Source organism: Sphingomonas faeni (assembly GCF_003053745.1).
GTDB classification, from domain to species: Bacteria; Pseudomonadota; Alphaproteobacteria; order Sphingomonadales; family Sphingomonadaceae; genus Sphingomonas; species Sphingomonas faeni.
The window spans coordinates 230,341-250,066 of the sequence record NZ_QAYE01000001.1 but is presented as its reverse complement, the minus strand read 5'-3'; the positions used below and the strand labels follow the sequence as shown (position 1 = coordinate 250,066).

Below are 19,726 nucleotides of genomic sequence, written 5' to 3'. Positions count from 1 at the left end.
CATGGAAAACTTCGCCGCACCCGCCCGCCCGATCGTCGCGCGGATGACCGACGCCGCCGCCGCCGAGCCCGCGCGGGCGGTCGCGTTCCAGGGTGCGCCGGGCGCGAACAGCCATGTCGCCGCGGTCGAGGCGTTCCCCGACGGCCTGCCCCTGCCCTGCTTCGATTTCTCCGACGCGATCGACGCGGTGAAGGACGGCCGCGCCGATTGCGCGATCATTCCGATCGAGAATTCACTGCACGGCCGCGTCGCCGACATCCATTTCCTTCTCCCCGAATCGGGCCTCGTCATCACCGGCGAGCATTTCCTGCCGATCCGCCACGCGCTGATGGCCTGCGGCCCGCGCGACAGCATCCGCAAGGCGATGAGCCATCCGCAGGCACTCGGCCAATGCCGGCACTGGCTGAAGGCGCACGGGATCGAGCCGGTGAGCTATCCCGATACGGCTGGCGCAGCGGCGGTGGTGGCGGAGTTGGGCGACCCGACAATCGCCGCGCTTGCGCCGCCCGCCGCTGCGGGGCTGTACGGCCTCGATCTGCTCGCGACCGACATCGCCGATGCCGACCACAACACGACGCGGTTCGTGGTGCTGGCGCGCGGCGGCAAACCTCCCGCGGCGCAGGAGCCGGTCGGCGGCGCATGGATGACGACGCTGATCTTCGAGGTGAAGAACGTCCCCGCCGCGCTGTACAAGGCAGTCGGCGGGTTCGCGACCAACGGGGTGAACATCACCAAGCTGGAAAGCTACCAGCGCAACGGCAGCTTCTCCGCGACGGAATTCTATGCGGACGTGGTAGGGAAGCCCGGCGACGCGAACCTCGACCATGCGCTGGAGGAACTGGGGTTCCATTCGAAATGGCTGCGCGTGCTGGGCACGTATCGCCAGGCGCGATCGCGGGGGTGATGTGACACTGATCCTCCCCCGCTAGGGGGAGGTGGCTGGCCCTTGCCAGACGGAGGGGGAGGCAGAGGACAACGTGCGTTCCGTGTCCTCCCCCTCCGTCGCTTCGCGCCACCTCCCCCTTGCGGGGGAGGATCGAAACGACGTCAGTTCGCTGCCGGCAACCGCAACCGGACCAGCAACCCACCAAGGTCCTCGCTCTCCTCAAGCGCAACCGTCCCCTCATAAATCTCCGCCACGTCGCGCACGATCGCCAGCCCGAGCCCCGTCCCCGGCTTGCCCGTATCCAGCCGCACGCCGCGATCGAAGATACGCACCCGCTCCTCCTCCGGGATGCCGACGCCGTCGTCCTCGACCAGGAACTCGACGAAGCCAGACTGCGCGCCGACCGTCACGAACACGCTGCCGCCACCATATTTCGCCGCGTTCTCGATCAGATTACCGAGCATCTCGTCGAGATCCTGCCGCTCGACATGCACCTGCAACCCGCGAGGCCCGGTCACGTCGATCCGAACGTGCCGGTACAGCCGACCGACCGCACGCTCCACCGACTCCAGGCTCGGCCAAACATCCGCACGACTATGCGCAGACCCACGCCGCCCGACCGCCCGCGCCCGCGCAAGGTGATGATCGACCTGCCGCCGCATCGTCCGCGCCTCGCGGATGACCGTGTCGGCGAGGTCGTCCGACTGCGCCGTCGCCGCGTTCATGATCACCGTCAGCGGCGTCTTCAGCGCATGCGCGAGGTTGCCGGCATGCCGCCGCGCCTCCTCCGCCTGCCGCTCGTTATGCTCGATCAGCGCGTTCAGTTCCTCGACCATCGGCGCGACCTCGACCGGCATCGCGCTCGACACGCGGTTCGACTGACCCGCCCGCATCCGCGCGATCTCCTCGCGCACCCGCCGCAGCGGCCACAGCCCGTAGAACGTCTGCAGCGCCGCCATCACGATCAGCCCGAGCGCGAGCAGCGCGAAGCTGCGCACGAGCGTCCGCCGCAACGTCGTGATCTGCGCATCGAGCCCGTCCCGGCTCTGCGCCACCTGGAAGCGCCAATGCACCTTCGACCCGGGGATCACCGCGTCCCGCTCGACGACGCGAAGCTTCTCGTCCGGAAACTGCGTGCTGTCGTAGAAATGCGCGTTGCGGTCGTCATGCGTCCCGCCGAACGCGAGTCGCCGGTCCCATAGCGAACGCGACGGGAAATCCTCGCGACCCTTGCCCGACACCTGCCAGTACAGCCCCGAATACGGCTCGACGAACCGCTGGTCGGCCGCAGCCTCGCGCGAGAAGATCACCTCGCCGTCGGGGCCGATCTCGGACGAATTGAGCAGCGACCGCAGCACATATTCCAGCTGGTCGTCGAAATTGCGCGTCACCGCCGCCGACAGCACCCGGTCGAGCGCGAACCCGCCGCCGCTGAGCAGCACGCCGATCCACACCGCCGCGATCAGGATCATCCGCCGCGACAGCGATCCCTTGACTGCGGCGGGCACGCGGATCGGCCCGTCCGCTATCGGCGTGTCTGTGACCGGCGCGCTGTCCATCGTCAGCCGATCAGGCGTCCGGATCTTCGAGGCTGTAGCCAAGCCCACGGATCGTGGTGATCACGTCCTGGCCGAGCTTCTTGCGGATTCGCGTCACGAACACCTCGATCGTGTTCGAATCGCGATCGAAATCCTGGTCGTAGATATGCTCGATCAGCTCGGTACGGCTGACGACCTTGCCCTTGTGATGCAGCAGATAGCTGAGCAGCTTATATTCCTGCGCGGTCAGCTTCACCGGTTCGCCCGCGCGCGTCACCTTGCCGCTGCGCGTGTCGAGGCGGATGTCGCCCGCGGTCAGCTCGGATGAAGCATTGCCCGACGCACGTCGGATCAGCGCACGAAGACGCGCGATCAGCTCCTCGCTCTGAAACGGCTTGGCGACGTAATCGTCCGCGCCCGCATCGAGGCCCGCGACCTTGTCCGACCAGCTGTCGCGCGCGGTCAGCACCAGCACGGGCATCGTCTTCCCCTCCTTGCGCCAGCGATCCAGCACGGTCAGACCGTCGATTTCCGGCAGCCCGAGATCGAGCACGACCGCGTCGTAATTCTCGGTCGAGCCGAGAAAATGCCCTTCCTCGCCATCGACCGCGAGATCGATCGCATAGCCGGCCCCTTCCAGGGTATTCTTCAATTGCTGGCCGAGATTCGGCTCGTCCTCGACGATCAGAACGCGCATGACAATCCTCTCGATTACAGTGTTCAGCGACCCGTGCGGCCGACGATCTGGCCGTTACGGCCATCGACGTCGACCCAGATGACGGTTCCATCGCGCAGGAATTTCAGCGTGTAAATGGCGCTGCCCGAATCATAGTCCGAGCCGAGATACTGCGCACCCCGCATCGTCGGGATCACACGCGACTCGATCTCGCGCAAAGACGGCGCTCCGGTCTTGCGCGCCTGCAACGCCGACATCTGGTCGCTGCGGCGCTGCGGAGGCTCGCCCGCCAGCATGGGTGCGGCACCCATCAGGAACGGCGCAGCGGCCAGGGTTGCAAGGAAAAGCAGCATCTTCATGGCGGTGGCATAGCCCTTCCGCATTGAACAGCCTGTGAATGATCGCGACAGGCCGCCGACAGCACGAAGCCCGTGCGGTGTAACTTGCCTGCATCACTTCGCCCCCCTACGTGGCGCGAACATGGCAGCACCAATCTTAGCATTCGAAGGCCTCGGGCTCGTCCAGGGCTCGGGATGGCTCTTTCGCAATCTCGACATCCATATCGGACCGCGCAACCGGCTCGCGCTGATCGGCCGCAACGGCGCCGGCAAGACGACCTTGCTCAAATTGCTCGGCGGCAGCGTCCAGGCGGACGAGGGCCGCAGGACGATCGTCCCCGGCACCCGCGTCGTGATCCTCGAGCAGGAGCCCGATCTGCGCGGCTTCGCGACGTTGCGCGACTATGTGATGGCGGGCGACGATGCGCCGGTGAACTACGAGGCGGATTCGATCGCCGACCAGCTCGGCATCGACCTGTCGCGCGAGGCGGCCTCCGCCTCGGGCGGCGAGCGACGCCGCGCGGCGATCGTCCGCGCGCTGTCGCAGGACCCCGACGTGCTGCTGCTCGACGAGCCGACCAACCATCTCGACATCGGCGCGATCGAATGGATCGAGGACTGGCTCAAGCGCTTCCGCGGCGCGTTCGTCGTGATCAGCCATGACCGTACCTTCCTGACTCGCCTCACCAAGCAGACGCTGTGGCTCGATCGCGGCGCGATCCGTCGTGCGGAGATCGGCTTCGGCGGGTTCGAGGCGTGGACCGAGCAGGTCTATGCCGAGGAACAGCGCCAGGCCGAGAAGCTCGATGCGCGGCTGAAGCTGGAGGAGCATTGGCTGCTCCGCGGCGTCACCGGGCGGCGCAAGCGTAACCAGGGCCGCCTCACCAAGCTGCACGAGATGCGCGCCGAACGCGCCTCGATGATCGGACCGCAGGGCTCGGCGAACCTCACTACCGCGAGCGACGACACCAAGTCGAAGGTCGTGATCGACGCGAAGAACGTCACCAAGGTCTACGGCGACCGTACAATCATCGGCGACCTGACGCTTCGTGTAACCAGAGGAGACCGCATCGGCATCGTGGGCCGCAACGGTGCGGGCAAGTCGACGCTGTTGAAGCTGCTGACCGGTGAGATCCAGCCCGACAGCGGCTCGATCAAGCTCGCCCAGACCCTGGACGCGGTGGTGATCGACCAGCAGCGCAGTCTGATGGCACCCGAGAAGACGGTCCGCGAAGTCGTCGTCGACGGCGGCGAATGGATCGACGTGCTCGGCGTGCGGAAACACATCCACGGCTATCTGAAAGACTTCCTGTTCGATCCGAACATGGTCGACGCGAAGATCGGATCGCTGTCGGGTGGCGAACGCTCCCGACTCCTTTTGGCGCGCGAGTTCGCCAAGCCGTCGAACTTGCTGGTGCTCGACGAGCCGACCAACGATCTCGATCTCGAGACGCTCGATCTGTTGCAGGAAGTGATCGGCGATTACGACGGCACCGTGCTGATCGTCAGCCATGACCGCGACTTCCTCGACCGCACCGTGACGATCACGCTCGGGCTCGACGGCTCGGGCACGGTCGATGTCGTTGCGGGCGGCTACGAGGATTGGGAAAAGCGTCGCGTCTCGACGACCACAGGCAAGCGCGCTTCGAAGAAGATCGCGGCGACCGCCCCTGTCGCTGCCGCCCCCCGCGCGAAACTGACCTACAAGGACCAGCGCGACTACGAGATGCTGCCCAAGCGAATCGAGGAACTCGACGCGCAGATGGCAGCCGATGCGGTCAAGCTAGCGAAGCCCGACCTCTACATGCGCGACAATGCGACGTTCGCGAAGCTGACCAAGGCGATGGATGCTGCCCGCGCAGAAAAGGAGGCCGCGGAGCTGCGTTGGCTCGAGCTTGCAGAAATGGTTGAGGGAACTTCTTGAACTAGATTTAGCTGGACGTTTCCATCTTCAGTCAATACGGGAACCACCGTGCAATTGCTGCGTTGCGGCAGTTCTGTTTGTTTAATGCGGAGATGTATATGAAGCTCAAGGCCCTTACCGGCGGCGCACTTGCCGTTGCAATGATGACCACCTCGGTTGCAGCGTCGGCTGCTCCTGCCAGCCTGTCGGTTGCGAACGCACGCGTTGGCTCGGCAACGTCCGGCAAGAACGAGCTCGCAGGCGGCGGCGGCATCTTCGCCCTCCTGATCGTAGCTGGCGTCGCAGCGATCGGCGTTATCGCCATCGTCAACGACAACAACGACGATTCGGACAGCAACTGATGTTGCCGGGCCGGTGCTTCGGCACCGGCCCACCGTTTTGAGATTACAACGCCTTGCCAGCGCGACCGGCTAGATCGACGATATATTGCCACGCGACGCGGCCCGAGCGGCTGCCCCGACGCGTAGCCCAACCGGTGGCCTCGCCCGGTTCGAACTTCAGATCATGTGTCGCCGCATAGGCCGCAACGATTGCCAGATACCCGTCCTGATCAAGCGCATGGAAGCCCAGGCTCAGACCGAAGCGATCCGATAGCGCCAAATGATCGTCCGCCGAATCGCGCGGGTTGATCGCACTTTCCTGTTCGGCGATGTCCCGTGGCGCCAGATGTCGGCGATTGGCGGTCACCAGCAATCGGACATTGGCAGGCCGGGGTTCCGCCCCACCCTCCAGCATCGATCGAAGCGCACGCGCCTCGGCCGGAACGTCGAACCCGAGATCGTCGACGAACACGACGAACGCGCGCCTCACCTGCGCCAACGCCGCAAACAGCGTCGGCAGCCCGGCAAGCTCGGTGACCTCGACCAGCGCAATGTCGCCCCCCGAACCCTGCACGTCCGCCACCGCACTTTTGACGAGCGCGGACTTACCTGTTCCCCGCGCGCCCCACAGCAAGACGTCCTGCGCGGCACGCCCCGCCGCGAGATGGCGCAAATTGGCCAGCAGCGACGCCTTCTGGCGATCGACACCGATCAGCATATCCAGCGGCAACGGCGCAAACCCGCGCGCGGGCTGGAGCACTCCACCACGCCAGACATACGCAGGATGCGCGCGCGGATCGGCAGCCGGCGGCGGAGGCGGCGACAAGCGCTCAAGCGCGGCGGCGATGCGGTCCAGCGGATCGGTCATGCGCGGCTTCTGACGACACGCTACCCTGGAGGCAAGGGTTCCGACGGCAGGACCGGCAGCGTTCAGTCGAGCTGGCGGCGGTGGCCCGCGATTACCGCATCGCCCGGCGCGAGTCGGACCGCCTTGTCGAGCAGTTGGCGCGCACCATCACTATTCCCGCTCGCTGCGAGGGCGACGCCGTAAGCGTCCGCCGCGGCCGCGTTCATCGGCGCGAGGCTGTACGCGGCCTTGCCATAGCGCACCGCGATGGCGCCATCGTCGCTGCCGGCATAGGCGAGCGCCAAGTCGATCAAGACGCCACCATCGCGATTGCCGACCCGACGCCGCACCCCCTCAAGCGTCTCGATCGCCTTGTCCCAATCCCCGGACGCAACCTGCCAATGCCCTAGCAGGCGCAATCCGGTCAGGCTTTGCGGGTTCTGCGACAGATACAGCGCCAGCGAGGTCGCCGCGTCCTGCGCGCGCCCAGCGCGGCCAAGCGCATCGACCAGACGCAGCATCGTCGGTTCGTCGAACGACAGATCCGCCGCCCGCGCGTAGACGCCGGCCGCCTCGGGATAGCGCTCGGCAACGACCAATGCGTCCCCAAGTGCCAGTTGCGCGGCCGGCGCACCGGGGCCCGCCGCGACGAGCGCACGCGCCCGAGCGATCGCGCCGGTAGTGTCCCCACGCACGATCTGGCCGCGGATCACGCCCAGTACATAGGTCGGGTCGCTGGCCGCGGCATCGGCAACGGCCAGCAGCGCACCGACCGAATCGTCCGTGGCGAAGATCGCGGCAGGCGCAGTCCGCCCCCCCGCCGCACGATCGAGGAATTGCGCGGCGGTCTGCGTATCCCCGGCCGCCTCGAACGCCCGTGCGATCGTCGTCAACGAATAGCCGTCCGCATCGGCGCGCAGCCCGATCGGCCGCAGCACGCCCAACGCCGCCTGCGCATCCCCCGACCGGAACAACGCCGCCCCCAGCAATCGGCGCCCGGTAACGTTGAGCGGCTGGATCGCGACCAACTGTCGCCACGTGACCGCCGCCTGTTCGAATTTGCCCCGCGCATAGTAGAGACTGCCCGACAGCAGCATCGCACCCGGCAAGCCGGCAACCGCGTTCCCGGTTCGTTGCAGCAATCCGCGCGCCAGATCGATGCGTCCTGCGCGCGCGGCCAATACCGCCTGGAGGTACAGCGCCTGCGGGCTGCCCGGCCGCGCCAACAGCGCGCGACGCGTCGCCGCCAGCATGTCGGCATTCCGCCCCGCCTCGCCCAGCGTCGCCGCATATTCGATCAGCGCGGGGTGATAATAAGCGTCGCGCTGCAACGCTGCCTCGAACCACGGTAGCGCGGCAACGAGGCCGTAGCGGCTGCGGATCACCTCCCCCTGCAACGTCAGCGCCGCAGGTTCGCCCCGCGCCAGCGTCACCGCGCGCGCCGCCGCAACCGACGCGCCACCGACATCGCCCGCCGTCAACCGGATGCGGCCAAGATCCGTCCACGCGGCGCCATCGTTCGGCACCTGCTCGAGCAGCGCTCGAAGCACCGCCTGCGCCTCCACCGGCTTGCCTTGTGACGCCAGCGCCCGTGCCTGGATTCGCGCAGCGTACCCGGTATATCGCGGTTGCGCCTGCGCGGCCTCGTCGATCGCGCCATCGGGGTCGCCCTGCAGCAATCGCGCATGTGCCTGAAGCTGATGCAGGCGATCCGCGGGCAACCCCGCGTCGGTCGCCCGCGCCAGTTCCGCCTCCGCCGCAAGCCCGTCGCCCAGTTCGAGATACGCGCGCGCCAGTACCGCATGCGCGATCCCCAACGTCGGGGCAGCTTTGATCGCGGCCTGCGCGTTGGTCCGCGCGGCACTGTAGTTCCCTGCTGCCAGCGTCGTCAGGCTGTCGACCAGCGACCGGCGCGCATCTGGCCGTGGCGGACGGGTCGCGAGGGCGATCGCGATACCGACGATCAGCAGACACAGGACGCCGATCGCAACTAGGCGTGTATATCTCGCGGTAACGACGCCGCGCATTTTTAGGCGCCGACGCCGGCCCCGGCTCAGCAACGGATAACGATGCGTGTGCGTCGCCGCGGATCCGGTCTCAGGCATGGAGATCATAGCTTTTCAGGAGGTCGTACAAGGTCGGACGGCTGATTCCGAGCAACCGCGATGCGCCCGAGATATTGCCGTCGGCGCGCGCCAGCGCCTGGCGGATCGCCTTCCGGTCGGCAAGTTCGCGCGCCGCGCGCAGGTTGAGCGCCGCGGCCTCCTCGCCCTTGCCGTCTAGGTCGAGATCGGTCGCCGTGACGAGCTTGCCATCGGCCATGATGACCGCGCGCTTGATCCGGTTCTCCAGCTCGCGGACGTTGCCCGGCCAGCCCCAGCCGTCGATCGCGGCGCGCGCATCGGGGGCCAGGCCGGTGACGACGGGGTTCATCGTGCGAGCATAGCGCGTGACGAAGTGCCGCGCGAGCAGCACCGCGTCACCGGTCCGCTCGGCCAATGTCGGTATCCGCACGACGATCTCCGCGAGCCGATAATACAGGTCTTCGCGGAACCGCCCGTCCGCGACCATCGCGTCGACGTTCTGGTGGGTCGCGCAGACGATGCGCGTATCGACCGGGATCGCCTTGCGCCCACCAACGCGTTCGATCACGCGCTCCTGGAGGAAGCGCAACAGCTTCACCTGGAGCGCGAGCGGCACGTCGCCGATCTCGTCGAGGAACAGCGTGCCGCCCGCGGCCTGTTCGATCTTGCCCTCGGTGGTCTTCACCGCGCCGGTGAACGCACCCTTTTCGTGGCCGAACAGCTCGCTTTCGAGCAACGTCTCGGGGATCGCCGCGCAGTTGATCGCGACGAAATTCCCCCGCGACCGCGGCGACGCATCGTGCAGCCCGCGCGCCAGCAGTTCCTTGCCGGTGCCGCTCGCGCCGAGCAGCATCACCGAGACGTTGGCCGGCGCGACCCGCTCCAGCGTGCGCGTGACCACCGCCATCTCTGGCGAAGCGCTGATCAACCCGCCGAACCCGCCCGCGTCGATGCGCGCGGCAAGCCTGCGGTTCTCGGTCTCAAGCGCATGGACATGAAACGCACGGCTGACGATCATCCCGAGCGCATCGATGTCGATCGGCTTGGCATAGAAGTCCCAGGCGCCATCCGCGATCGCCTGCAACGCACTTTCGCGCGCGCCGTGCCCTGAGGCGACGATCACCTTGGTATCCGGCTTCATCGCGAGGATGTCGCGCATGGTCGCAAACCCTTCGGTGACTCCGTCCGGATCGGGCGGCAGGCCGAGGTCGAGCGTGACGACCGCGGGTTCATGCGCGCGCACCGCGTCGAGCGCCTGCGCCCGATCGCTCGCGACGACGATCTCATACCCCTCATACGCCCAGCGCAATTGCCGTTGCAGCCCGAGGTCGTCCTCGACGATCAGCAGGACGGGGCGTTCGTTACCGCTCACGCCGCCACCTCCAGCGCCGCGACTGCAGGCAGCAGGATGCGGAAACGCGTGCCCTCCCCCTCGCGGCTGGCAACGGCGAGCGCGCCGCCCATCGCGTGCACCAATTGCCGCGCCTCGAACGCGCCGATCCCGAAGCCGGCGGGCTTAGACGACACGAACGGCTTGAACAGCTGGTCACGGACGAAGCCTGGCGTCATGCCACAGCCATGGTCGATCACGTCGATCGCGACCTGTTCGCCGATCGTCTCGACCGTCAACAGGATGGGCGCATCCGCAGCGCTAGCCTCGACCGCGTTCTGGACGAGCTGCCCCAGCACCTGTTCGAGCCGCGCCGCGTGCCCCAGCGCGCAAGCCGGACCGCCGCGCGCGACGATCGGGTGCTGCGCCTTGCGGCCGGTCGCGACTCGTTCGACGATCGCAGCGACGTCGATCGGCTGGAGCGGTTCGCCGCGGACCGGCCCATGCTGCGAAAGGCGGGCGAGCAGCGCGTTCATGCGATCGGACGAGTCCTTGAGGGTGGCGACCATGTCGACGCGGAAGTCGGGGTTGTCCGCGTGCCGCTCGGCATTGCGGGCGACCAGCGTCAACTGGCTGACGAGGTTCTTGATGTCGTGCAGGATGAACGCGAACCGGCGGTTGAACTCGTCGAACCGAGCCGCGTCCGCCAGCGCCGCATGCGCGCGATCCTCGGCAAGGTAACTCGCTGCCTGCCGGCCAGCGACCCGAAGCAGGTCGAAATCCTCCCAGTCGAGCGCACGGTCGACCGGTGGGCGGGCCAGCACGATCGCGCCAACCAGCGTGCCGCCGTGCACCAGAGGCACGATCGCCCACGCCTCGGGACAGTCGCGGAGCCAGTCAGGAACGCTCGCCAAATCGTCGCTTGGCGCGGTACCGGCGCGGACGCGGTCCAGTTCGACGATGCGCGCATGCTGCGCGAGATACCGTGCCAGCGTCTCGTCGCGCGGACCATCTGCGGCTCCAACCCAGTTCCACGTCGCGCCCGGCCCCAGCGATGCCCCATCTGGGACCAGCAACAAGCCACCGGGCGAGTCGGTCAGGTCGGCAATCGACTTCACGACGCGACAATCGAGCGACTCGGCACAGGGATCGGGCCGACCTAGCGTATCGGTGAAGCGCTGCCACTCGGCGCGATAGTCATAGCGATGGCGAAACAGATGCTTGGCCACCTTAACCTTCGCCCATGCCCGCAGCCAGGGCGTCGACAGCAGCGCCACCACCATCGCGGTCGCGCCGAACACGATCGCCGTCTGAGCCACTCGCGCATACGGCCCGGCGAGGCTTGCGCCGATGGTCGTCGCGAGCGCGGTGATGCCGGCATAGAGAACCAGCGCGATCGCCGACAAGGCGCGCACCGCGATCGGTCGCGACAAGGCGAGCGTCCACTCGCCGCTGCGATGCACCCCGACGACCAGCAGCGCCGCGACGCCGATCATCACGACGCCCTGCGCGACGATCACGATCGGCGCTGCCACCATCCAGGCATAGGCCAAGGCAGACACCAGCAGGTCGATGCCCCACATCGCGGCAAGCGCCAGCATGACCAACCGGACGCCGCCCCGCGATACCGGCGCGGCCTGGTACAAATGATGCGTGAGGACGAGCGCGCTCACCGCCTCCATCATGCCCAGCATCGCACGTGCGGACGCGACCGCGGCGAACGCCTCGTCATGCACGACGGCCATTTCCAGGAACGCCAGCAGCGCGGCCGTCGCGGCAAGCGTCATCACCACCAGATACACCGCGTCCAGCGCGCGGTTGCCCGTGCGATCGCGGCGGACGAGTGCCAGCATGAACCCGAGCCAGGCGACATCGCGAACGCTCGCCGCGACGCGCGCAGCGATGTCCTGCGCGCCGATCCCCGCGACCGCTAGCGCCCACAGGCTCGTCGCGACCAACGCCGCCAGCAATGCCCGATGCGGCCAATGCCCGCTCGGCCGCCGTATCTGCCCAAGCGCCACCGCGCCGAACAGCAACGCGGCTAGCGCATGGCTCCACAGGACCAGGGTCGCGATCACGCGCGGTCAGCTACAGAAATCACCGCGCGCCCGCCGGCCACAACACCACGCGGAGAGTCTGCAACAGGATCAGCATGTCGAGGAACGGCGAATAATTCTTCGCGTAATACAGGTCGTATTCGAGCTTGTGGCGCGCATCCTCGATCGACGCGCCATACGGATAGTTGATCTGTGCCCAGCCGGTGATCCCGGGCTTCACCATATGCCGCTCGGCGTAGAACGGCAGCTGCTCCTCGAGCTGCTGGACGAACTGCGGCCGCTCCGGACGTGGGCCGACGAAGCTCATCTCGCCCTTCAGCACGGTCCAGGTCTGCGGCAGTTCGTCGATCCGCACTTTCCGGATGAAGCGACCGATCCGCGTGATCCGCGGATCGTCCTCCGCCGCCCAGACCGCCTTGCCCGCGACCTCCGCATCCTGCCGCATCGACCGCAGCTTCAGGATGTCGAAGCCCTCGTTGTAGAGCCCGACACGGCGCTGACGATAGAAGGCAGGGCCTTTTGACTCGAGCTTGATCGCGATCGCAGTGAGCAGGATGATCGGCAAGGTGACGACCAGCAGCAGTCCGCTCGCGACGATGTCGAACGCGCGCTTGAACACGCTCGACAGCATCCGGCTGGAGGCGAACCCGTCGGAGAAGATCAGCCAGGACGGGTTGACGCTTTTCAGGTCGATGCGCCCCGTCTCGCGTTCGAGGAAGCTCGATATCTCGCTGACCTGCACGCCCGTGGTGCGGACGCGGAGCAGATCCTTCATCGGCAACGCGTTGCGGCGTTCGTCGAGCGCCAGCACGACCTCGCTCGCATTCTGGTCGACGATATGCGCGGCGAGGTTGGGGATGTCGGCCCGCGGCATCGCATTCTGGACGACCGGCTCGACCTCACCCATGCGGACGAAGCCGGCGACGACGAAATTCACGCCGGGTTGTGCAGCCAGCGTCTCGATCCGCGCCGCGCGCGTGCCGGCGCCGAGCACGACGATCCGCCGCTTGAACGTCTCGCCGCCCAACGTCTTGCCGAGCACCGCGCGGACCGTCACGAGCAGGACGGTCGCGATCACCGTCGAGTAGAGCAGGTTCGATCGCCACAGCGCGAGCGGGGGCACGAGGAAGAAGATCAGCGACAGGAACATCACGCCCAGCGACAGCGCCACCGCCAGCCGCGCGGCAGCAAAGCGCAGCGACAGGAACGACGCGACGCCGTACGCCCCGACCGCGACCAGCGAGACCTGCAATGCGAGCGCAAACGTCAGCAACTGCGCGATCCGGGTATGGATCGGGCCGACCTCCATGCCGATCTGATGCGCGCGGACGATCCAGCCGATCTCCGCCGACGCGATCAGCAGCACCGCATCGACGAGGCCGAGCAGGAGGACCGCATAGGGTACGTAATGCTTGAAGAGCCGTATCATCGTCCGCTATCCCGACGCACCAGTGTAAACGCTTCCGACACCTGAACGCCACGTTTCGCAGTAAAACACCAAAAAAGCCTGAAGACTGCATGCCAATCCGATCATTCGGCGATTGGCGCGCGAAATTGCCACGTTATAGCTCGGCGCCAGCAGGAGGCTTCATGACCGCACGTAAGATCGTTCCCGTTATTCTTTCAGGCGGTTCGGGCACGCGCCTCTGGCCGATGTCGCGCCCCGAAATGCCCAAGCAGATGCTCGCGCTGACCGCGGAGGAGACGATGCTGCAACTGACCGCGGGCCGCGCGCTCGGCGATCGCTTCGCCGCACCGATCGTGGTCGCGAATGCGCGTCACGCGGACCTCGTCGAGCAGCAGCTTGCCGAGGCCGGAGCAACCCCGCAGGCGTTGATCCTGGAGCCGATCGGCCGCAACACCGCACCCGCCATTGCGCTCGCCGCGATTGCCGCGGGCGGCGGCGGCGACGCGTTGCTGGTGATGCCATCGGACCACGTTATCGGCGATGTCGCGGCATTCCATGCGGCGATCGAGGCGGCTATGCCGCTCGTCACGCAAGGGTGGCTCGTCACGTTCGGCATCTCACCCGACGCGCCCGAGACCGGCTATGGCTGGATCCAAATCGGCGACGAGCTCCAGCCCGGCGTCAACCGCGTCGCGCGATTCGTCGAGAAGCCCCCGCTGGACAAGGCGCGGTCGATGCTGGCGAGCGGCGATCATGCCTGGAACGGCGGGATCTTCCTGTTCCTCGCCGACGCCTATCTCGAGGCGCTCGCGCAGTTCGATCCAGGTATCCTGACCGCCACGCAGGAAGCGATGGACAAGGCACGTACCGAGGGCTCGCGGATCTACCCCGACGTCGTCGCGTTCGCCGCCTCGCCTGACGATTCGATCGATTACGCGGTCATGGAAAAGGCCGACCGGGTCGCGGTCGTGCCGGTCGCGATGGGCTGGAACGACGTCGGCAGCTGGGACGCGCTTCACGCGATCAGCGACACCGACAGTGACGGCAACGCTCACCGCAGCCACGGCGACGGCAACGTGCTGGCGATCGATACGAAGAACTGCTTCGTCCGCAGCGACGGCGTCAGCGTATCGCTGGTAGGCGTCGAGGACCTGATCGTGGTCGCGAGCGGCAACGACGTGCTCATCATGCCACGCGGTCGCAGCCAGGAAGTGAAGAAGCTCATCGAGGCTATGAAAACCGCTGCGAAGAACGCCGCGCCCACGAGCTGAGGTTAGACTAAACGATCGGTCCGGCTCCACGCCGGACCGATTGACCTACGGTTTCTTGCGGGTCTTTGGAACCTGAGACAGGCGTGTCAGCAACGTCGGGATGTCCTCGGTGATCATCGTGTCCGTGGGAGTCTGCCAGGACGAGCGCAATCTCTCGCCGACATCATGCAATCGTACGCCGGCTTCACGCCTGGATGTCTCGTCTCGCACGTCTACCTCACCTACGCATACACCCGACGGCATCCTTCGGGGGGGTAAGGACACCGCCGGGCTCTCGGGTCAAACCGACGATATCCGCGCTTGTTCCGGCAGTTTCCCGCGGTTTCGTCGTATGCGCATGTTTCGCGCCGGTTCTGGCCGCAGACGCGTCGAAATTCCCGTTTCCGAACCGCTGGCGGTCCGCGCGGAGATCGGCTTAGATGCGCGAAAGTTCACGGGAGAATTCGTCATGGATCGTCGCCAGTTCCTCGCATCGGGGGGCGTCGCCGCGCTCGCTACCACGCTGCTGCCGTCGTCGGCTTTCGCGCAGTCGAGCGGCGACACCGCGCTCAACGCCGATTTCGAGCGGATCTTCCAGGCGAGCGTCGCGCGGTCGCCCGAACTCGCGACGTCGCTGGGTCTCGACAAGGGGCCGCTCGCAGGTTTGAAGAGCCAGCTCTCGCCGCGCACTCCGGACAAGCGTGCACGCGACGTCGCCGAGACCAAGGCCGCGCTCGCCAGTCTCGCTCGCTACGACGGCGCAGGCCTGTCACCCGCCGCCAAGCTCAACCTCGAAGTCGTCCGCTATTCGCTCAACACGCAGATCGCCGCGCCCGAAAAATTCGCCATGGACAGCCCGATCCGCCCCTATCGGATCTTCCAGCAGGGCGGCGCCTATTTCCAGGTGCCCGACTTTCTCAACACCGCGCACACGATCAACGCCACCCCGGATGCCGAAGCGTATCTGTCGCGGCTCGACCAGTTCGGCACGGTGCTCGATCAGGAAAGCGCGATGCAGCAGGCGGAGGCAGCCCGCGGCCTGCTCGCACCCAGCTGGTCGCTCGACCTGACGCTCGGCCAGATGCGGAAACTGCGCGGCCAGCCGGCGGCGACGTCGAGCATCGTCCAGTCGCTGGTGAAGCGCGCGGCGGCGAAGGGCCTGACCGGCGACTGGCAGGCGCGCGCCGCCAAGATCGTCGACGCGAAAGTGTATCCCGCTCTCGACCGCCAGATCGCGCTGATTGAGCGGCTGAAGCCGACCACCAAGCCCGGCGACGGCATCTGGCGCGTGCCCAATGGCGACGCGATCTACGCGATGGCGCTGAACCAAGCGACCACCACGACGATGAGCCCCGACGAGGTCCATCGCATCGGCCTCGCACAGGTCGCGGAGATCACCGCGCAGCTCGACACGATCCTGAAGTCGCAGGGCTTCACGACCGGCACGGTCGGCGAGCGGCTCGCGAAACTGAACGTCACGCCGGACCAACTCTACGCGAACACCGCGGAGGGCCGCACCGAGCTGATCGCCGGGCTGAACGACGGTATCAAGGCGATGTACGCCAAGCTGCCCCAGGCCTTCTCTGAGGTGCCGACCCAGCCGCTCGAGATCCGCGCGGTCCCGGTCGAGATCCAGGACGGCGCATCGAACGGCTATTACAACCGCGCCTCACTCGATGGCAGCCGTCCGGCGATCTACTTCGTCAATCTGAAGGACGTCGGCGACTGGCCGAAATACACGCTGCCGTCGCTCACCTATCACGAGGGCGTGCCGGGACATCACCTCCAGATCAGCCTCGCACAGGAATCGAAGGACATCCCGACGCTGCGGAAAATCGGCTTCTTCTCGGCCTATTCGGAAGGCTGGGCGCTGTACGCGGAGCAACTGGCGGACGAACTGGGTGCGTATGCGTCGCCGCTGGAACGCGCCGGCTATCTCCAGTCGTTCTTGTTCCGCGCAACGCGTCTGGTGGTCGACACCGGCATCCACGCAAAACGCTGGAGCCGTGAGAAGGCGACCGACTACATGGTCGCGACGACCGGCTTTGCCCGGCCCCGGACGCAGCGCGAGGTGGAGCGCTATTGCACGCAGGCAGGCCAGGCCTGCAGCTACAAGGTCGGCCACATGGCGTGGACGCGCGCACGGATGAAGGCGAAGGCGGCGCTAGGCGACAAGTTCGACCTGAAGCAGTTCCACGATATCCTGAAGGAAGGCGCAATGCCGCTGACGATCCTGGAACGCCGCGTCGATGAGCGGATCGCGGCGCTCCGAGGGCGGGCTTGACATCTGTCGGTTGATCCTCCCCCGCCAGGGGGAGGTGGCACTGAAGGTGACGGAGGGGGAGGACACGTAACCCCGGTGATTCTTTACCTCCCCCTCTGTCTGGCAAGCGCCAGCCACCTCCCCCTGGCGGGGGAGGATCAGGTGGATCGATCGGGATCGCTTCGACCCTTCCCTCTCCCAACGAGAGAGGGGACGAATACGGTACGACGTAAGGCGGTCTTCGCCTGGCGACGGACCTTCACCCTATGCCGCTTTCCGGCAGCGTCGCCTCACCCGATCTGCGTCGGGTCAAGCACCCCGCTCCACACCCGTTCGTGCCGAGTAGAGACCGAGTAGCCCCCTTGGGCGTATCGAGGTCTCGTATCGAGGTACAGGTTCCGCGCGACAACCGGTCCTTCGATACGCCGTCTCGATACGCTTCTACGAAGCTGCTCGACGCCTACTCAGGACGAACGGAAGGAAGGTCAGCGATGACGAGTTACTTCCCCCCACGATCCAGCGTCTGCGCCGCAACCCGCACCGTCACCGTCTGCACGACATCCGCCGCCGACGTGGCCAGCATCACCTTGTAGTCGCCGCCAGCGATCTTCCATCCGCCGCTCGCGACATCGAACGTCGCCAACAACCGCGGATCCACCGTAACAGAAACAGCCTGCTCCGAACCAGGCGCGAGATCGACCTTGCGGAAAGCCCCCAGCCGCTTCGGCGCCTCCCAGCCCGCACCCGACACATAGACCTGCGCGACAGCCTTGCCCTGCACCGCACCCGTATTTTTCACCGAGAACCCGGCCCTGATGCCCTTGCCCTCGGCTGCCGCGGTCAAACCGCTCATCGCGAAATTGGTATAGGAAAGCCCGTACCCGAACGGGAACAGCGGCTTGGCGCCGGTCTTGTCGAACCACTTGTATCCGACCGCGGCGCCCTCGATGTCGTAATTGCCCATCGGATGCGAATCGCGGTCGAGCTTGGGATCACCCTCGAGCTTCGGCCGCGGGATCTGCGCGAGCGACGCCGGGAAGGTCGCGGGCAGATGGCCCGACGGATTGACCTCCCCGGTCAGCACCCGCGCAATCGCCTCGCCGCCAGCCGTACCCGGGTACCACGCCTCCAGCACCGCGCCGACCTTACCGAGCCACGGCATCACCACCGGGCCACCGGTTTCGAGCACGACCACCGTCTTTTTGTTCGCCCCCGCAACGGCGTCGATCAGCGTGTTCTGGCCAGCCGGCAGGTTTAGGTCGGGCACGTCGAACGACTCGCCCGTCCACTGCTCGCCGAACACGACGACGACGTCCGCATGCCGCGCCGCCGCGGCGGCCGCCTTCACGTCCTTGCCGTCGAGATACGTCACGGTCGCCCCGGTCCGCGCCTGCAACGCCTTCATCGGAGATGACGCGTGATAGGTCTTCGGCCCCGGGAACCCGCTCGGGAACTCATCCGCCACGATCAGGCCATTGGCCGGGGCATTATGCGAATAGACCTGCGAAGACCCGCCACCCGACAGCACGCCGACATCGGCATGCGCGCCGATCAGCAGGATCGACTTGGCCGTCTTGGCGATCGGCAACAGCCCCGCGGTGTTCTTGAGCAGGACGATGCCCTCCTCCGCATCCGCGCGCGTCACTGCAGCATGAGCGGCGTAATCGATCGTCGTCGCGCGATCGCCCGCCACGACCTTGTCGAACGCTCCTACGGAAAACATCCCCCACAGCACGCGACGCGCCATATCGGTCGCGCGCGCCTCGGTCACATGTCCATTGTTGACCGCCTCGCGCAGCGCATCGGCAAAATAGGCCGAGCGATCGAACGCCCAGCCCGATTGCTGGTCGAGCCCGGCATTGGCCGCCTCGCTGGTCGAATGCGTCGCGCCCCAGTCGGACATGACATAGCCCTTGAAGCCCCAGTCGCGCTTCAGCACCGTGTTGAGCAACCAGTCGTTCTCGCACGCATAATGGCCGTTCACGCGGTTGTACGAGCACATCACCGAGCCGGGCTGGCCGACCTCGTTGGCGATCTCGAACGCGAGCAGGTCGGACTGGCGTGCCGCCTGTTCGCCGATCTTGTGATCGATGTTGTTGCGGTTCGTCTCCTGCCCGTTGAACGCGTAATGCTTCATCGTCGATACGACGTGCTGCGACTGGATCCCCTTGATCTCGTGCCCGGTAATGATGCCCGCCAGCAACGGATCCTCACCGCCATATTCGAAATTGCGGCCGTTCCGCGGTTCGCGCGTCAGGTTCATCCCGCCCGCGAGCTGCACGTTGAAGCCCGACAGGAATGCTTCGTTGCCAATCATCGCGCCACCGGCCTGCGCGAGTTCGGGGTTCCAGGTCGCCGCGGTAGCGATCCCGGAGGGCAGCGAGGTACGCAGCCGCGGCGTCGGCCCGCGCTGGCTGGCGACACCGACGCCGGCATCGGTCTGCCACTGGCTCGGGATGCCGAGCCGCGGGATGCCGGGCACGATCCCGGCGGACGCGGGCAGGCCGTCCTTGGGATAGACCCAGTTCTTGATCGGCGTCTTCAGCCAGTCGGCATTGGTCGCGAAGTAACCAAAGGTGAGCTGCAGCTTCTCGTCGAGCGTCATCTCCTTGAGCAACAGGTCGACGCGTGCATCGGCGCCCAGCGCAGTGTTCATCCAAGGCCGCGCCTTGGGAGCCTCGGTCCGCGCCGCCGCCGCGCCAGGCGCGTTGTTGGTCGTCTGCGCCACGGCGGGCGCTGCGATCGCCAGCACCGATCCCGCAAGCAATCGGACGAACAGGGCGCGGGAACGGGATGCGGTCATGG

General features: G+C 66.7%; 14 protein-coding genes. 5 read left to right on the top strand and 9 right to left on the bottom strand.

The window, feature by feature from the left end; genetic code table 11:
* Nucleotide 1 precedes the first annotated feature (1 nt).
* A complete protein-coding gene (locus C8J25_RS01165) occupies nucleotides 2–904 on the top strand; it encodes a prephenate dehydratase (RefSeq protein WP_107951918.1) in 903 nt (300 codons plus the stop codon).
* A gap of 143 nt (nucleotides 905–1,047) precedes the next feature.
* On the opposite strand, the gene C8J25_RS01160 is transcribed toward C8J25_RS01165, so the two are convergent.
* From C8J25_RS01160 to C8J25_RS01150, 3 genes are all read right to left on the bottom strand, one after another.
* Nucleotides 1,048–2,358 (bottom strand): sensor histidine kinase, encoded by a 1,311-nt coding sequence (locus tag C8J25_RS01160; RefSeq protein WP_056485281.1) that lies wholly within the window; start codon nucleotides 2,356–2,358, stop codon nucleotides 1,048–1,050.
* Nucleotides 2,359–2,455: 97 nt separating this feature from the next.
* Nucleotides 2,456–3,121 carry a response regulator transcription factor gene (locus C8J25_RS01155; protein WP_056061146.1) on the bottom strand — a complete coding sequence of 222 codons (666 nt, stop codon included), beginning with the start codon at nucleotides 3,119–3,121 and terminating at the stop codon, nucleotides 2,456–2,458.
* 23 nt (nucleotides 3,122–3,144) lie between these two features.
* Nucleotides 3,145–3,459: a hypothetical protein gene (locus tag C8J25_RS01150; RefSeq protein ID WP_056061812.1), complete on the bottom strand. Its 315-nt coding sequence runs from the start codon at nucleotides 3,457–3,459 to the stop codon at nucleotides 3,145–3,147.
* A gap of 121 nt (nucleotides 3,460–3,580) precedes the next feature.
* Between C8J25_RS01150 and C8J25_RS01145 the strand changes: the two genes are divergently transcribed.
* Both C8J25_RS01145 and C8J25_RS01140 read left to right on the top strand, forming a co-directional pair.
* A complete protein-coding gene (locus tag C8J25_RS01145) occupies nucleotides 3,581–5,362 on the top strand; it encodes an ABC-F family ATP-binding cassette domain-containing protein (RefSeq protein WP_107951917.1) in 1,782 nt (593 codons plus the stop codon).
* 98 nt (nucleotides 5,363–5,460) lie between these two features.
* Nucleotides 5,461–5,703 carry a hypothetical protein gene (locus C8J25_RS01140; protein WP_082452997.1) on the top strand — a complete coding sequence of 81 codons (243 nt, stop codon included), beginning with the start codon at nucleotides 5,461–5,463 and terminating at the stop codon, nucleotides 5,701–5,703.
* Nucleotides 5,704–5,746: 43 nt separating this feature from the next.
* Here the strand turns inward: C8J25_RS01140 and C8J25_RS01135 are convergent, their stop codons facing one another.
* The 5 genes from C8J25_RS01135 to C8J25_RS01115 all read right to left on the bottom strand — a co-directional run bounded on the left by C8J25_RS01135 (nucleotide 5,747) and on the right by C8J25_RS01115 (nucleotide 13,429).
* Entirely contained in the window at nucleotides 5,747–6,550 is an 804-nt protein-coding gene (locus tag C8J25_RS01135; protein ID WP_107951916.1) for a DUF815 domain-containing protein, read from the bottom strand.
* Between the two features lie 62 nt (nucleotides 6,551–6,612).
* On the bottom strand, nucleotides 6,613–8,556 hold the full coding sequence (locus tag C8J25_RS01130) for a tetratricopeptide repeat protein (RefSeq protein ID WP_244186644.1): 1,944 nt from the start codon (nucleotides 8,554–8,556) through the stop codon (nucleotides 6,613–6,615).
* A gap of 70 nt (nucleotides 8,557–8,626) precedes the next feature.
* Nucleotides 8,627–9,985 carry a PEP-CTERM-box response regulator transcription factor gene (gene prsR / locus C8J25_RS01125; protein WP_107951914.1) on the bottom strand — a complete coding sequence of 453 codons (1,359 nt, stop codon included), beginning with the start codon at nucleotides 9,983–9,985 and terminating at the stop codon, nucleotides 8,627–8,629.
* Nucleotides 9,982–12,021, bottom strand: a complete 2,040-nt coding sequence (gene prsK / locus C8J25_RS01120; protein ID WP_244186643.1) for an XrtA/PEP-CTERM system histidine kinase PrsK — start codon at nucleotides 12,019–12,021, stop codon at nucleotides 9,982–9,984. Before prsK ends, prsR begins: the two co-directional genes overlap by 4 nt.
* Before the next feature lie 19 nt (nucleotides 12,022–12,040).
* Nucleotides 12,041–13,429, bottom strand: a complete 1,389-nt coding sequence (locus C8J25_RS01115) for a TIGR03013 family XrtA/PEP-CTERM system glycosyltransferase (RefSeq protein ID WP_056061161.1) — start codon at nucleotides 13,427–13,429, stop codon at nucleotides 12,041–12,043.
* Between the two features lie 161 nt (nucleotides 13,430–13,590).
* Between C8J25_RS01115 and C8J25_RS01110 the strand changes: the two genes are divergently transcribed.
* Nucleotides 13,591–14,679 carry a mannose-1-phosphate guanylyltransferase/mannose-6-phosphate isomerase gene (locus C8J25_RS01110; protein WP_107951913.1) on the top strand — a complete coding sequence of 363 codons (1,089 nt, stop codon included), beginning with the start codon at nucleotides 13,591–13,593 and terminating at the stop codon, nucleotides 14,677–14,679.
* 448 nt (nucleotides 14,680–15,127) lie between these two features.
* Complete coding sequence (locus C8J25_RS01105) at nucleotides 15,128–16,942, top strand: DUF885 domain-containing protein (protein WP_107952541.1); 1,815 nt, start codon at nucleotides 15,128–15,130, stop codon at nucleotides 16,940–16,942.
* Nucleotides 16,943–17,420: 478 nt separating this feature from the next.
* Here the strand turns inward: C8J25_RS01105 and C8J25_RS01100 are convergent, their stop codons facing one another.
* Nucleotides 17,421–19,724: a glycoside hydrolase family 3 C-terminal domain-containing protein gene (locus C8J25_RS01100; RefSeq protein WP_107951912.1), complete on the bottom strand. Its 2,304-nt coding sequence runs from the start codon at nucleotides 19,722–19,724 to the stop codon at nucleotides 17,421–17,423.
* Nucleotides 19,725–19,726 lie beyond the last annotated feature (2 nt).